Source organism: Nocardioides nitrophenolicus, assembly GCF_016907515.1.
Classification (GTDB): Bacteria; Actinomycetota; Actinomycetes; order Propionibacteriales; family Nocardioidaceae; genus Nocardioides; species Nocardioides nitrophenolicus.
In genome coordinates, this window is record NZ_JAFBBY010000001.1 from 2149698 (window position 1) to 2164383 (window position 14686).

At 75.9% G+C, this 14686-nt stretch carries 9 protein-coding genes; 3 read left to right on the forward strand and 6 right to left on the reverse strand.

Going from position 1 to position 14686, the window contains the following annotated elements; genetic code table 11:
* Positions 1 to 4: 4 nt before the first annotated feature.
* Genes recD through JOD66_RS10520 form a run of 6 tightly spaced genes read right to left on the reverse strand, consistent with a single transcriptional unit; the run spans position 5 to position 11225 of the window.
* Positions 5 to 1774, reverse strand: coding sequence for an exodeoxyribonuclease V subunit alpha (gene recD / locus JOD66_RS10495; RefSeq protein ID WP_204836818.1), 1770 nt, complete (start codon positions 1772 to 1774; stop codon positions 5 to 7).
* Positions 1771 to 5124, reverse strand: a complete 3354-nt coding sequence (locus tag JOD66_RS10500; RefSeq protein ID WP_307823427.1) for a UvrD-helicase domain-containing protein — start codon at positions 5122 to 5124, stop codon at positions 1771 to 1773. The genes recD and JOD66_RS10500 overlap by 4 nt, the downstream gene beginning before the upstream one ends.
* Positions 5121 to 8522: an exodeoxyribonuclease V subunit gamma gene (recC, locus tag JOD66_RS10505; protein ID WP_204836819.1), complete on the reverse strand. Its 3402-nt coding sequence runs from the start codon at positions 8520 to 8522 to the stop codon at positions 5121 to 5123. The genes JOD66_RS10500 and recC overlap by 4 nt, the downstream gene beginning before the upstream one ends.
* A gap of 11 nt (positions 8523 to 8533) precedes the next feature.
* Positions 8534 to 9703, reverse strand: coding sequence for a TetR/AcrR family transcriptional regulator (locus JOD66_RS29070; protein WP_204836820.1), 1170 nt, complete (start codon positions 9701 to 9703; stop codon positions 8534 to 8536).
* The gene (locus JOD66_RS10515) at positions 9703 to 10644 is read right to left on the reverse strand and encodes a patatin-like phospholipase family protein (RefSeq protein WP_204836821.1); all 942 of its coding nucleotides are present in this window, start codon (positions 10642 to 10644) and stop codon (positions 9703 to 9705) included. The genes JOD66_RS29070 and JOD66_RS10515 overlap by 1 nt, the downstream gene beginning before the upstream one ends.
* A complete protein-coding gene (locus tag JOD66_RS10520; RefSeq protein WP_204836822.1) occupies positions 10641 to 11225 on the reverse strand; it encodes a sugar O-acetyltransferase in 585 nt (194 codons plus the stop codon). The genes JOD66_RS10515 and JOD66_RS10520 overlap by 4 nt, the downstream gene beginning before the upstream one ends.
* Positions 11226 to 11351: 126 nt before the next feature.
* Here JOD66_RS10520 and JOD66_RS10525 point away from each other — a divergent pair, with 126 nt between their 5' ends.
* The 3 genes from JOD66_RS10525 to JOD66_RS10535 all read left to right on the forward strand — a co-directional run bounded on the left by JOD66_RS10525 (position 11352) and on the right by JOD66_RS10535 (position 14675).
* Complete coding sequence (locus JOD66_RS10525) at positions 11352 to 11870, forward strand: hypothetical protein (protein WP_204836823.1); 519 nt, start codon at positions 11352 to 11354, stop codon at positions 11868 to 11870.
* A gap of 73 nt (positions 11871 to 11943) precedes the next feature.
* A complete protein-coding gene (locus JOD66_RS10530) occupies positions 11944 to 13992 on the forward strand; it encodes a sensor histidine kinase (RefSeq protein WP_204836824.1) in 2049 nt (682 codons plus the stop codon).
* Positions 13989 to 14675, forward strand: a complete 687-nt coding sequence (locus JOD66_RS10535) for a response regulator transcription factor (RefSeq protein ID WP_204836825.1) — start codon at positions 13989 to 13991, stop codon at positions 14673 to 14675. Before JOD66_RS10530 ends, JOD66_RS10535 begins: the two co-directional genes overlap by 4 nt.
* The last annotated feature ends 11 nt before the right edge of the window (positions 14676 to 14686 follow it).

Genomic DNA, 14686 nt, shown 5'->3' on the forward strand with positions numbered 1-14686 from the left:
CGGATCACCCGGTCAGGCGGTGGCGCAGGCCCGTGGCGCGCTGCGCGGTGGTGGTCACCGCGGCTCGTACGGCGGCCGCCGAGCCCACCACCAGCAGGCTCGCCCGGGCGCGGGTCACGGCCGTGTAGAAGAGCTCGCGGCTGAGCAGCCGCGAGCCCTCCTCGGGCAGCAGGACGGCGATCCGGGTGGCCTGGCTGCCCTGGCTCTTGTGGATGGTCATCGCGTGCATGGTCTCGATCGCGTCGAGGCGCGCCGGAGCGAACGGCCGGGGCGCGCCGGCGCCGGCGATCCAGGCCCGCGGCCGGCCGGACGGGTCGGTCACCACGACGCCGGTCTCGCCGTTGTAGACGTCGAGGGCGTAGTCGTTGCTGGTGACGAGCAGCGGGCGGCCGGCGTACCAGGCGGAGCCGAGCGGAGCACCGAGCTCGGCGGCCAGCCACTGCTCGACATGGCGGTTCCACACGCGGACGCCGTAGGGCCCGTCGCGGTGGGCGCAGAGCAGCCGGAAGCCCTCGATCTCGGCGAGCGCCGCCTCGGGCCCGGCGTCGACGGCGGCGGAGCGGACCCGCAGCGCCGCGGCGGTGCACTCCTCCTGGAGCGCGCTGACCGGGTCGTCGGTCTCGATCCACCGCACCTCGCCCGTGCCGGCCCGCAACACCTCGAGCACCCGGTCGGCGGCATCGGGCGAGTCGTCGCGCAGGGCCGCGGCCAGGCCCTTGATCTCCTCGGTGGAGCGGTGGTTCTCGGTGAGCGCGACCACCGGCGGGTCGGGGTGGCCCGCGAAGCCGGCGACCAGGTCGGAGAGCACCGCGCCGGCCCCCACCGAGGTGAGCTGGCGCGGGTCGCCGACCAGGACCAGCCGGCTCTCGGGCCGCACCGCCTCGAGCAGCCGGGCCATCATGGTCAGGTCGACCATGGAGGCCTCGTCGACCACGATCAGGTCGTACTTGAGCCGGTTGCCGCGGTCGTGGCGGAAGCGCGTGGCGTTGTCGGGACGCCAGCCCAGCAGCCGGTGGAGGGTCACGCCCTGCGGTGGCGGCAGCTGGCCGGGGCCGTCGCCGAGGGCGCCCAGGAGCCGCAGCTCCTCCTCGACGGCCTGCTCCAGCCGGGTGGCGGCCTTGCCGGTCGGGGCCGCCAGCGCGATCGACATCCGCCGCTCGTGGGTCACCGCGAACTGGTCGGCGAGGGCCAGCACCAGCCGGGCGACCGTGGTCGTCTTGCCGGTGCCGGGACCGCCCGTCAGGACGGTGGTGCGGTGCCGGGCGGCGTGCTCGACGGCGGCGGCCTGCTCCGCGGAGAGATGGTCGCCGCTCACCCGGCGCAGGGTGGCCGCCAGCACCTCCTCGTCGACCGCCGGCGGACCGAGCGCGATCCGGGCGGTGAGGTCGTCGGCCACCTGGCGCTCCAGGCGGTGGTAGCGGTCGAGGTAGACCAGGTCGTGCTCGACATGGAGTACCTCGGCGGCCACCAGCGCCGACCCCTCGATCGCGGCCACCCAGTCGGCCCGCTCCGGCCAGGCGAGGCTGGCGCCGTCGAGCTCGGGCAGGGCGTCGAGATCGAGGCCCACGGACCCGCCGCGGACCGAGCGGACCGCGAGCGCCGCCGCGAGCAGCACCCGCTCGTCGTGCTCGCCGGCCAGCGCCGCCACCCGCTCCGCGACCCGGACGTCGGCGGCGTCGACCACGCCGGCGGCGTTGAAGGCGCCGAGCAGGCCCGCCACCCGGCGGGCCAGGCGCGGGTCGTGGGCCGAGGTGGGATCGAAGATCTCGGTCACGACCCGGTCCTCCCGTCGAGCAGGTCGGACAGCGCGACGACGAGCGCGACCGGAGGGCGCCAGGTGAAGATGCCGCACGGCTCGCCCTCGACCCGCGGCGTCTCCGGGCCGCACATGCCGCGCAGGTAGAGGTACGCGACCCCACCGAGGTGGCGGGCGGGGTCGTAGCCGGGCTGGCGCCAGCGCAGGAACCGGTGGAGGACGACGGCGTACAGCAACGCCTGGAGGGGGTAGTCGGAGTGGCCCATCGCGTCGTCGAGGGCACTCGGCCGGTAGGCGTCGGCGGTCAGCGGCTCGTCGGTGGGCCCGAGCCAGTTGGTCTTGTAGTCGATGACGACATAGCGCGGCTCGCCGTCGGCGGACGGCAGCCGGAGTACGACGTCGATCGAGCCGGTGAGATAGCCGCGCAGGGCCTGGCCGCCGAGCAGCGGGTTGGCGAGGGCGTCGGCGTACGCGCGGACCGGGTCGCCGTCAGGGAGGTGCGCGCGCAGCAGCGCCGCGATGTCGCCGAGCAGGACCTCGTCATCGGCACGCGCCTGGTGGACCGGGTGGTCGCCGCCGGAGAGCGGCAGCTCGAAGTCGAGCTCGCAGAGGCGGTCTGTCGTGCCGACCCGGCGCAGCGTGGTCTCGTCCATGAGCGGACCGAGCGGGGTGTCGAGCACGGCCACCAGCGCGTCGGCCAGGACCTCGGGGTCCAGGTCCACCGGCCACCAGGTGAGCTGTTCGTCGATGTGGCCGAGCAGCTCGGCGCGCAGGTCGTCGGCCCCGGGATCGGCGTGCTCGAGCACGGCGTGGACGAGGGAGCCGAAGGTCGCTCCGACGGGGAGCGCCGCCATCGGAGAGGCGACGGCGAGCGCGGGGTCGGCCGGTGCGGGGTCGACCAGCGGGGGCAGGTCCTCGTCGTCCTTGACCTCGACCTCGGGCTCGCTGGCGACGCCGGGGACGGGCGTGCCGAGGTCGACGTGGCTCAGCGCGGAGTACGAGGTGCGTCGCCACCCGGTGTCGACGGTGCGGGTGAAGTCGCGAGCGCTCAACGCGGCCGGCGGGTCGCGCGGCACCGGCGGCAGCGCGGCTCCTGGCTCGGCGACCTCGGGCACGAACGCGCCCCGGTCACGCCAGGTCGCGAACAGGCGGGTCGCGGCGTCCTCGTCGGGCACCGGCGGGTCGACCGGGACCACGCCGGACAGGCCGGGCCCGTCGGCAGCCGGGCCGCGGAGCAGGAGGCGGTGGAGCGGCGACGCCTCGGCATTGCGGGTCGGGGCCCACCAGGCGACGACCTGGCACTGGGCGCGGGTGAGGGCGACGTAGAGCAGCCGCAGCCACTCGCCGTTGTCCTCGTCGCGCCAGCGCTGCACGTGGTCGCCCCAGTCGGGCCCGGCACCCGCGACGTCGAGGCACCGACGCCCGGCCGCGTCGTGGAAGAGCGGCTTGTCGGGCGTGCCGACCCAACGGTCGGCGAGGGAGGGGAGGTAGACGACGGGGTACTGCAGGCCCTTGCTGGCGTGGATGGTCACCAGCTGCACCGCGTCGGCGTCGGAGTCGAGGCGTCGGGTCCGCTCGGCGCCGCGCCCCTCACGCGCCTCGAGGACCTGCTGGCGCAGCCACGCGAGCAGCGCCACGGCGCCCATCTGGTCGCGCAGCGCCGCCTCGTGGAGCACCTCGCCGATGTGGCGCAGGTCGGTCAGGGTGCGCTCGCCGCCGACCTGGCCGAGCAGCCGCTCGGGCATGCCACCGGAGGTGGCCGCCTCGACGACGGCGGCGACCCCGCGCCGGCCGAGCGCCTCGGACCAGGACCGGAGCCGGTCGCCGAGGTCGTCGCTGAGCTCGTCGCCACCGGCGTCGAGGGCCGCGGCGTCGTAGCCGAGGAAGGAGGTGAGCGCCGCGGCCCGCACCCGGGGGGTGCGGTGGGGCTGCTCGAGCGCCTCGAGCAGGGAGAGCCACTCCACCGCGGCCGGGGTCGCGAACACGCTGCCGCCGCCGGCGATGACGGCCGGGACGCCGACCTCGAGCAGCGCGGCGCGGGCCGCGGCGAGATCGGCATGGCGGTAGCAAATGACCGCGATGTCGTCGGGCCGCAGGGCGCGCTCGCCGAAGGTGGCGCCGCTGGCGATCAGCGCCCGGATGTCGTGGGCGAGGTCGCGGGCGATGTGGGGCCGGACCTGGTTGACCGGTAGGGAGGTCCCGCCACGCTTGCGGAAGGTCTCGCGGCGCACCACCCGCATCCGGAAGGGCGCGTCCTTCGGCGTCCCCACCAGTCGCGGCGCCTGGTGGTGGGCGGCGACGTCGTGGACCACGATCCGCGGGTCGCCGAGCTCGGCGCCCCCGAGCAGCCGGCCGAAGCAGTCGACCAGGCCGGCGTCGCTGCGCCGGTTGACCGCGAGGGTCTGGCGGGTGGTGGCGGTCTCCGCCGCGGTGAGGTACGTCGTGACGTCGCCCCCGCGGAAGGCGTAGATCGCCTGCTTGGGATCGCCGATCAGCACCATCGTGGCGTGCCCGCTGAACGCCCGGTCGAACACCTTCCACTGCACCGGGTCGGTGTCCTGGAACTCGTCGACGAGCACGATCCGCCACCGGGCCCGCATCCGCGCCCGGGCCGGCGAGTCGGGCGGCTCGAGGGCGACGGCGAGCTGGTCGAGCAGGTCGTCGTAGGACAGCACGCCCAGGCGGCGCTTGCGGCGGCTCATCTCCTGGCGCACCGCGGTCGCGAACGCGACCCGGCGCCCCGCGGGGTCGTCACGAGGCAGGTCGGCCGGCTCGAGGTCGGCCTGCGGATCCCCCACGACCCGACGGGCGATGGCGAGCGCCTCGGCGTGGGTGAAGGCCGGCGCGGAACCGGCCGGGAGCTGGGCGAAGGCGCGCAGGTAGAGGTCGTCGACCACCTCGACCAGCATGTCGTCGAGATCCTCGACCAGCCGGGCCCGGGCGTCGGTGTCGCCCGCCACGCCGAGCGACTCGAGCACCAGCGAGCAGAACTGGTGGATGGTGGCGATGGTCGCGGCGTCGAAGTCGGCCAGCGCCTGGGTGACCCGGCGATGGCGCAGCCGGCGCTCCTCGGGCGGGCAGTCGAGGACCTGCTCGATCACCTCGGTGGGCGGGGTGAGGAGGGTGCCGGCCAGCGCCTGCTCGGCCTCGACCAGCTGGCGGCGTACCTGTTCGCGCAGCTCCTGGCTCGCCGCCCGGCCGAAGGTGACGACGAGCAGCTGCTCGAGCGGCACCCCCTCCTCGGCGACGTAGCGGGTCACCAGGGCGCCGATGGTCCAGGTCTTGCCGGTGCCGGCGCTGGCCTCGAGCAGGGTGGTGCCGGTCGGCAGCGGGCCGCGGATGTCGAAGGGGCTCATCTCGTCGCTCACAGCGGGCCCACCTTCTCGGCGCCAGCGAGCAGCGGCTCCCACAGCGTCCAGGCGTACGCCGGCAGGCCCGCCTCGATCAGCACCGACACCGGCGCGTCGTGGCCCCAGACCCGGCGGTGGGCGGCGTCGTCGTCCTCGCCGGTGATGCCGAAGGCGTGGAAGGGGTCGGTGGTCCAGGCGCGGGCGGCGGCCTCGACCGGGTCAATGTCCATCCCGCGCAGCTCCTTGGCCCGGGCCTCGGCCCAGGCATGGGCGGTCTTGAGCGGGATCGGGAGCGGGCGGGCCGCGCCCTCGTCGTAGAGCGCGACGAGGGCGGCCAGCCACTCGGCCGCGCGGTGGTCGAGCGGGCCGGCCAGCGCCCGCTGGGGGCCGCTCTTGGCCCGGGCGACGGCATGGCTGGTCCAGTTCTCGTCGGGGTGGCTGGCGCTGAGCGCGAGCACCTGGAGCCAGGCGGCGATCCGCTGCTTGGGCCCAGGGCGGGAGTAGGTGACGTCGACGAGCTGGCTGCCGTGGACCCGGGGGACGGTGCCGGTGAGCCGTCGCCCGCCGCCCAGGTCGACGTCGACGTCGACGCTGCGGGCGGCCGCGGCGCGCAGCGGAGCGCTCTGCTGGAGCAGCGCCTGGCAGTCGCGGACGACCTCGCTGAGGGCGCCGTAGCCGAGGCCGAAGGGCGGCAGTGAACCGCGCAGCTGCTCGGCGAGCATCACCGCCTCCCCGGTCGCGGCCGGGTCGTCGGAGGAGAGCACGGCGCGCAGCAGCCGGTCGCCGATCGCCCACTTCTCGAGGTTGTCGAGGTCGACCGGGATGGCGTCGGCGACCTCGCCGGGCTCGAAGGGCGTGGCGAGGTCGAGGCGGCCGCGCAGGAAGGCGCGGGCGGGACGGTGGACGAAGTCGATCAGGTCGGCCAGCGAGACGTCCTGCGGCGCCCGGGCCGGCAGCGCGCCCTCGAGGAAGGCCGGGACCGGGGTCCGCTCGCGCACCGACGCCCGGGCGCCGGCGAGCGAGGCGCGGTCGAAGCTGAACGGGCCGGCGCCCACCAGCTCACCGGGGAGGTGGTTGCGCGGGTCGAATGCCTGCAGCGGATGACGGACCAGGACCTGCGCGCGCACCGGCGCGGCGGTGGTGCGGTCGAGCGCGTCGAGCAGCTCGCCCAGGGGCACCGCCGGGGGCCGCTCCTGGCCGGTGTGCTCGGCGGCGCCGGTGTAGGTGACGACCAGTCGCTCGCGGGCGGCGAGGATCGCGTCGAGCAGCAGCTGGCGGTCCTCACCGCGCAGGTCGCGCTCGCCGACCCGCGGCCGGCGTCCGAGCACGTCGTCGCCGTTGACCCCGCTCGTGCGCGGGTAGACGCCGTCGTCGAGTCCGACCAGGCACACCACCCGGTGGGGCACCGAGCGCATCGGGACCATGGTGCAGACGGTGAGGGTGCCGGTGCGGAAGTTGGCGCGGGTGGGACGGCCGGCCAGCCGGGCCTGCAGCAGCGCGCGCACGTCGGCCAGGCGCAGCGGCACGCCCGGGGCGCCGGGATCACCGGCATCGGCGCCGACCTGGGCCCGGGCCAGCTCGCGCTCGAACTGGGGGAGCTGCCAGGCGTCGTCGTCATCGACCTCGCACAGGTCGCGCACCCCCTCGGTGAGCGCGGCGAACCACTGCTCGGCGGCACTCGCCGCGTCGAGGGCCGCCAGGCAGGCGCCGAGCCGGGCGACCGCCTCGCTCATCCGCCCGACCAGCTCGATCTCGCCGCTGGCGATGTCGTCGACGGGCAGCCCGCGGCCGACGTGGCGGTGGTCGTCGTCGCTCATCGCGACGCCCAGCAGCAGCCGGTCGAGCCCGGCCCGCCAGGTGTTGTGCTCGAAGCCGTCCATGGCGTACGCCGCGCGCTGGGTCGCGTCGATCCCCCACCGGACCCCGGCCTCGGCCACCCAGCGGGTCATCCGCGCGAGGTCGTCGTCGCTGAACCCGAACCGGCGCCGGCACACCGGGCGGGCCAGCAGGTCGAGCACCTCGGACGCCGTCGCGCGCCCGCCGGCGAGCTCGACCAGCTCGACCGCGACCGCGAGCAGCGGGTTGGTGCTGCTGGTGGCCCGGTCGGCCAGGCGCACCCGGAGCTGGTGGGCGGGATGGAGCCCGGACCCACGTGGATCGGCCTGCTCGCCGATCAGCTCACCCATGCCGAAGCCGGCCGAGATCAGCGGCGCATAGGTCTCGACGTCGGGGCACATCACGACGATGTCGCGCGGCTCGAGGGTGGGATCGTCCTCCAGCAGCCCGACCAGCAGCTCGCGCAGCACCTCGACCTGGCGCGCCGGGCCGTGACAGGCGTGCACCTGGAGCGACCTGTCGTCGGGCCGCAGCACCCGCCCGGCGCGCTCCTCGGCGGACAGCACGGCATTGGCCCGCAGGTCGGCCTGGAGCCAGCCGAGCAGGTCGTCGGGCGCCGCGGGATCGGGCGCCGCGCCCGCGTCGACGGCCTCCCCCGCCCGCACCCGCGCGCCCAGCACCGTCGCCAGCTCGCGCGCGTCGCGACCGAGCGAGGCGAGCAGCGGGTGGTGGGCCAGCTCGGCGGACCGCGACTCGTCGCGCGGCCCGACCGGGACCTCGGCCGCGGCGACGGCGGACCACAGCGCGGCCGACGGCTGCGCCAGCCAGAGATGGACGTCGCGATGCGCGGCGAGCGCGGCCAGCAGGTCGAGCTCGGTCTCGGGCAGCCGGGTGTGGCCGAACAGCGAGAGCCGGTCGGGCAACTCGAGACCGTCGACCTCGCCGGCCCGCAGCGCCGCGCACACCCGCTCGTGGCGGAGGTCGGGCGGCTCGGCGTGGCCCGCCGCCGCCATCCGGGCGAGCAGGCGGCGCCACAGCTCGGCCTCCCACGCGAGGTCGGGAGCCAGCGGCGCGCCCGCGCCGTCGGTGTCGCGGCCCTCGCGCCAGTCGCGGACCAGCGCGGGCCGCTGGACGGCGTACGACGCGAACAGCTCCGCGAGCCGGCGCGCCACCGACCACCGGCGACTGCGGCGCAGCTCGCCCTCCTCACCGTCGAGGCCGTGGCCCAGGTGGGTGGCCAGGGTCGCGCACCAGGCCTCGCCGAGCGAGGCGTCAATGGTCGCGAGCAGCGGCCAGACCAGCCGGTCGGGCTGCCACGGGTCGTCACGGTCTCGGCCCAGGAGCAGCCCGATCAGCGACGCGGGCTGGAGGAAGCGCACGCCCGCGCACACCCCGTCGCCCCCGGCGGGACCGGCCCCGAGCCGGTGGGAGAGCCGCTGGGTGAGCCAGCGCTCGACACCTCGCGCCGGCACCACGACGACCTCGCTGGCGAACGGGTCGGCCAGCGGGCTCGCCAGCAGCTCGCCGAGCTCGTCGGCGAGCAGGTCGGTCCGCGCGGCGCGGTGGAGGTGGAGGGTCATCGAGGCCGAGGCTAGATCAGGGGTCCGGCGGAACCCGAGGGTGTCCCCCGGACCCCGAGCACCGCCCGCCCGATCCGCAGCAGCGCGTCCCGCTGCGCCGACTCCCCGAGCGGCAGCCGGAGCCGCATCGTGTTCACCACCGACTGCGCGGCCCGGACCAGCGCCTGCGCGTCGGAGCGCACCAGCTCGGGCCGGCAGGCCACGAGCAGCACCACCCACTCGTCGCGGTAGTCCCGCTGCATCCGCCGGATCGGCGCCCGCTCGTCCTCGGGGACGTGGACCAGCTCGGTGAACAGCGCGGCCAGCGCGTCACCCTGCGCGACGTTGATCCGCACCAGCGAGCCCAGGGCCTGCTCGAGGGCGACCGCCGGGTCGCTGGTGGCGGACAGGACGCCGGCCAACTCGAACTGCATCGCGTCCAGGCACCGGGTGATCACGTGCGTCAGCAGCGCCGACTTCCGCGGGAAGTGGTGGTAGAGCGTCGGCCCGGAGATCCCCGCCGCGGCGCCGATGTCGTCCATGCCGACGGCGTGGAAGCCGCGCTCCGCGAACAGGCGGACGGCGGCCGAGAGTGCCGCCTCCCGTCGGGACGCCGGCCGTAGGCCACCCCCGGCCGCGGACGGACGCAGCACGACGGCCCCCTCGGGCATCAGGTCCACCAGCGCCGCCACCGCGCTCGCGGCGGCCACCATCAGCCGGCGCGCCCGGTCCCGGTCCACCCGCGCCCGCTCGAACGCCCAGCCGGTCATGAGCACCGAGTGCGCCGCCCAGGCCGGAGCCTCGGCTCCGGTCGCGCGCCGCAGCGGCTCCAGCGCGGCGAGATAGCGCGCCTCCAGCGCGGCCGCGCGGTCCGGCTCGAGGAAGACCTGCCCGCGCTGCCACACGCTGCCGGCCCGGCCCGGACGCAGCATCAGCTCCGCGGCCGTGTCGAGCATCCCCGTCAGGTCGGTGGCGCCGCCGTACGCCTCCTCGAGGAGCTCGATCTCCTGCTCGACCGCAGCCGCCAGCAGACCGGTCTTGCCGCTGAAGTGCCGGTACAGCGCGGAGGCCGAGACGCCGACCTCGGCCGCGATGTCGGCGACCGACACGTCGTGGAAGCCGGCGCGCTCGAACTGTCGTGCGGCCGCCGCGACGATCAGCTGCTTGCGATTGCGCGGACGGCGCTGGACGGCCTCGGACATCAGTCCGGAAGCCCGTCGAGGTAGTCGGCCATCGCCAGCCGCCCCCGCTCGATGGCGTCGTCGATGGCCGACAGGTCGGCGCTGAGCCGGGACACGTCCGGCGAACCGAGCGGCGGGCGCACCTCCACCAGCGTGGGTACGTCGGCCAGGGTGCCGGCCGCGAGGCGCAGGTCGTCGGCGGCGTAGGACCGGAATCGGGCGACGTGGGCGGCGCCCGCGGCCCGCCCGTGCCGCAGGAAGTACGGCGCCAGCAGCATCCGCTCCAGCCGCGACGGCGGGACCGCCCGCTGGTCGGCGCGGCGGGTGCGCAGCACCAGCACGTGGGTCGCGCCCTGGGCCAGGGCGGTGCGGTAGGGCACGCCCTCCGACAGCCCGCCGTCGACATATCTCCGCTCGCCGACGCGCACCGGCCGGCCGGCGAGCAGCGGGATGCAGGAGCTGGCGCGCAGGGCGGTCTGGGCGGTGAGCCGGTCCACGACGTACGGCGCCAGGTCGGCCTCCTTGCCCGTGGCGGCGTCGGTCGCGATCGGGTGGAAGCGGATCGGGTTGGCGACGATCGCGTCGAAGTCCATCGGGGTGATCGACTCGTAGACGTGGTGGACCAGCCGCCGCAGGTCGACGACCGGGCCGCCGCGGAGCACCCGCCGTGGGTCGGTCACCCGCGCGGCCTGGACCTCGGGCCAGGCCCAGCTGCGCAGCCAGCGCTGCGCCTCGCCGGTCAGCAGCCAGGCGCCGTTGAGCGCGCCGCCGGAGGTGCCGTAGACGTCGTCGAAGCAGTCGGTCAGCCCGGCCTCGTCGATGGCGAGCGCCATGCCCGCGGAGTACGCCGCCCGGCTGCCGCCGCCCTCGATGGCCAGCGCGATCCGGTGCTCGTCGGTGCGCTGCCCGGGCCGGCTGCCGGACGCGCGCCGCGCGGCCAGGGCGTCGAGCAGGGTGGTCACTCGGGGAGCTCTCTCACCACCCGGGCCGGGTTGCCGACCGCCAGCACGCCGGCGGGCAGGTCACGGGTCACGACCGAGCCGGCGCCGACGACCGTGTTCGCGCCGATGGTGACGCCGGGGCAGACGATCACGCCACCCCCGAGCCAGGCGTTGTCGCCGATCGTGATCGGCGCGGCGTTCTCCCACTTGGCGCGGCGGGCCCCGGCCTCAAGCGGGTGGAGCGGGGTCAGCAGCTGCACGTTGGGCCCGATCTGCACGTCGTCGCCGATCGTGATGTCGACGACGTCGAGGGCGACCAGGCCGAAGTTGACGAAGGTCCCCGACCCGATCCGGACCTGGGATCCGTAGTCGACACGCAGCGGTGGGCGGATCGCGGTGTCCTCGCCGATCGAGCCGAGCAGCTCGCGCAGGATCTCGGTACGACGCGCGCGCTCGTCGACGCCCGTCGCGTTGTAGGCGTCGGTGAGCTCCTGGGCACGGACGTGGTCCGCGATCAGCTCGGGGTCGTCGGCGAGGTAGAGGTCGCCGGCGAGCATCCGCTCGCGCATGGTGCGGCCGTCGGGCTCGGTGGGTCCGGTCATGGCCCCAGCCTGCCCGATGGCCCGGCGGTTCGGGGACCACGGCCTCTCGATGCCGGGCCGCCCGCGTCGGGAGGCTCGCCGCGAACCGTCCGCGACCCGACGCGGATCGAGCCGACGAGGAGAGCCATGTCCATCACCCCTGCCCGCCCCGCGGCCGTCGCCGCGGTCGCCGCGGTCCTCGCCGTCCTCGCCCTCACGGCCTGTGGCAGCGACGGCTCGTCGAGCGCGACGAGCGGCTCCGCCGACGACGCGGTCAGCGAGGCGGCCGAGGATCTGGCCGACGCCCAGACGGACTCGGGCGTGCCCGAGGAGTGCGGCACGGCGTTCCCGGCGGCATGGGGCGAGCCCGACCTCGCCGACGCCGTCCTGCCCGCCGGCTGGCCGGAGCCGCCCGACGGCGCGGTGCTGTGCGCGGTGTCCGGCGGCGACGGGCGCGTGCAGACCGTCGACTACGCGACCGAGCAGGCTGCCGCCGGGGTGCTCGACCACTACGAGGACGCGCTGCGCGAGGCCGACGGCTACGACCTGCAGCGGGAGCAGCCACCCGGCCTCGGCCACGAGCTCGTCAGCGGGTCGGTCGGCCGGACCGGTTTCCAGGTGGACCCCCGCGAGGGTGGCTTCCGCCTCGCCTTCGACGGCTCCTGAGCGGGGACGGCCCGGCCGGACGAGGACCGCGTTCCCTGCTCGCCGGGCCGCCGGATCCAGCACAATGCCGGGTATGGACGCGCAGGACGGGGGCCGCACCGCCCCCGCCGGGCGGGACCACCTCGCCGTGGGGATCGTCGTCCTCACCTGGGGTCTCGCCCTCGGCGCGGTCGTCGCGACCCTCGCTGCGGGACAGCCGTTCGACGAGGTTCCGTGGTACGCCGAGCGCAGCTACTTCGTGCTCTACCTCCTCGTCGCGCTCACCACGGGACCGACCGCGGCCGTGATCGTGCGGCGTGGCCCGCACCCGGCCGGCCTGCTCACGGCGCTGATCGGGACCGGGTTCGCGGCGTCGGCGGCCGCGCTGGCCTGGAGCTTCCTGGCGTGGTCGCACCCCGGCCTGCCCGGCGCCGGGTTCGCGGTGCACGCGTCGGGCTGGCTCTCCGCGCCCGGCGGCTTCCTCGCGATCACGGTGCTGCCGTGGCTGCTGCGGCCGGACCGGCTGACGCCGGCACGGCGGGCGCTGGCCGCGACCGGCGCGGCCGCCACACTGCTCATCACGCTGCTGAGCGCGACCGGCCAACAGCCGGAGGCCCCGGCGAACCCGCTCTCCCTCGACGGCACCGCGGTGGGCGCGGCGTCGCCGCACCTGGTCTGGCCCTGCCTGTGGGTCTGCGCCGCGGTCGGCCTGCTGGCCGTGGGCGACGTGGTGCGGCAGTGGCGGCGGGAGCCGAGCGACAGCGCCCGGGCCTACGGCGTGCTCGCCTCGGCGGTCACCTTGATGTTCGCCGGGATGACGATGCTGCAGTTCTGGCCGACCGACGCCGGCCGCGCGGCCGTGCAGCCGCTGGGCATCCCCGTGCTCGCGGTCGCCCAGGTGCTGCTGTGCCTGTCGGTGGTGGTCGTCGTCCTGCGCACCTGGGACGGCGGCCCGGACATCGTCGTGCCCCGACTCGCCGTCTGGGCCCTGCTGTCCTCGGTGGTCGCCCTGCTCTACGTCAGCGCGGTCGGCCTGGCGATCCGGCTGCTGCCGATGAACGACGACGCCGTGCGGACCCTGGTCGTCGCCGGCCTGGCCCTCGTCATCCACCCGCTGCGCCAATGGCTGCAGGGCCGGGTCGACCGGCTCGTCCACGGCGCCGCCGCCGACCCGGTCCGGCTCCTCGGCCAGCTCGGCCGACAGGTGCGGGGCGAGGACCGCCGCGACGTGCTGCCGGCGCTGGTCGAGAGCGTGCGCGACGGACTGCGGTTGGGCCGGCTCGAGATCGTCTCGGTGGCCGAGCCGCGGGTGAGGGTGCACAGCGGCGCGGCCCGCGCGCAGACGCTGCCCGAGCACCGGGCCGACCTCCGGCTGGTGGTCGACGACCGTCACGTCGGTGACCTGACCGCCCTGGCGGCTCCGGGGCAGCGTCTCGACGCCCGAACCCGGAAGGTGCTGAGGTCGCTGTCGGACGTCCTCGCCCTCGGCCTGGACCTCGCCCAGTCGCAGCTGCGCCTGCAGGCCGCCTCGGAGCGGCTCGGCGAGGTGCGCCACGAGGAGCGGCGGATGCTGCGCCGCGAGCTGCACGACAGCCTCGGCCCGGCGCTGGCCGGGGTCGGGCTCGGCCTCGCCGCCGCCCAGCGCCGGCTGCGCCACGACCCACCGGGGGCGTCGGTGCTGCTGGACGAGATGCGCGCCGAGCTGACCCGGCGTACCGACGACATCCGGATGCTGGCGCGCTCGCTGCTGCCCGTCCAGCTCGACGACGGCGACCTCGCCGCCGCCCTCGACGTCCTCGCCACCCGGTTCCGTGGGGCCGGCCTCGACGTGCGGACGTACGTCGACCCGGCAGCCACGCTCGACACCAGGCGCCAGATCGCGGTCTACCACGTCGCCACGGAGGCGCTGATGAATGCCTACCGGCACGCCCAGGCCGGCGCGGTCGACCTGGCCGTGACGGCCGCTCCCGGCGGCGGTGTCGTGCTCGACGTCGCCGACGACGGCCGCGGCGTCGGGGAGGCTCCCCGGACCGGGGTCGGTCTGTCGTCGATGCGGGAGCGTGCCGACGAGCTCGGCGGCAGCGTCGTGGTCGAGCCGCGGCCCGACGCCCCAGGAACCCGCGTGAGGATGGTGCTGCCATGAGTCCGGTCGAGACGTCCAGGATCCGGGTCGTCGTCGTCGACGACCATCCGGTGTTCCGGATCGGGCTCTCCTCACTGCTCGAGGAGACCGGCTTCGACGTCGTCGGCCAGGCCGCCTCCGAGGAGGAGGCGGTGGCCGTGGTGGACGAGAGCGCCCCCGACGTGGTCCTGATGGATCTCGACCTCGGTGCGGGCTCGGGCGCCACCGCCACTCGCGAGATCCTGCGTCGGCGGCCCGGCACCGGCGTCCTGGTGATCACCATGTTCGGCGACGACGAGGCACTGTTCGGGGCGCTGCGTGCCGGAGCCCGTGGCTACCTGGTGAAGGGCGCGGAGCCGGAGGAGATCGAGGGCGCGGTGCGCGCGATCGCCGGCGGCGCCGTGATGCTCGGCCCTCAGGTGGCGGGCCGGGCGGTCGACTTCCTGACGGGCGCGCGCAGCGCCCGCGGCGGGGTCTTCGCCGAGCTCACCGAGCGCGAGCGGGACGTGCTGGAGCTCGTGGCGCGCGGCCACGACAACGCCACCATCGCGCGGATGCTGGTGCTCACGACCAAGACGGTGCGCAACTACGTGTACGCGATCTTCACCAAGCTCGACGTGGGCGACCGTGCCGCGCTCGTGGTCAAGGCGCGGGAGGCGGGCGTCGGCGTGAGCCGGCCCGAGGAGGGCGGCCCGGCGTACTGAGGACGCCTGCA

Bases quoted from the DNA above. Each gene is read 5' to 3' on its own strand.
- JOD66_RS10535 (WP_204836825.1), top strand. From the start codon at position 13,989: ATGAGTCCGGTCGAGACGTCCAGGATCCGGGTCGTCGTCGTCGACGAC.
- JOD66_RS10520 (WP_204836822.1), bottom strand. From the start codon at position 11,225: ATGACCGGACCCACCGAGCCCGACGGCCGCACCATGCGCGAGCGGATG.
- recC (WP_204836819.1), bottom strand. From the start codon at position 8,522: ATGACCCTCCACCTCCACCGCGCCGCGCGGACCGACCTGCTCGCCGAC.
- JOD66_RS10530 (WP_204836824.1), top strand. From the start codon at position 11,944: ATGGACGCGCAGGACGGGGGCCGCACCGCCCCCGCCGGGCGGGACCAC.
- JOD66_RS10525 (WP_204836823.1), top strand. From the start codon at position 11,352: ATGTCCATCACCCCTGCCCGCCCCGCGGCCGTCGCCGCGGTCGCCGCG.
- JOD66_RS29070 (WP_204836820.1), bottom strand. From the start codon at position 9,703: ATGTCCGAGGCCGTCCAGCGCCGTCCGCGCAATCGCAAGCAGCTGATC.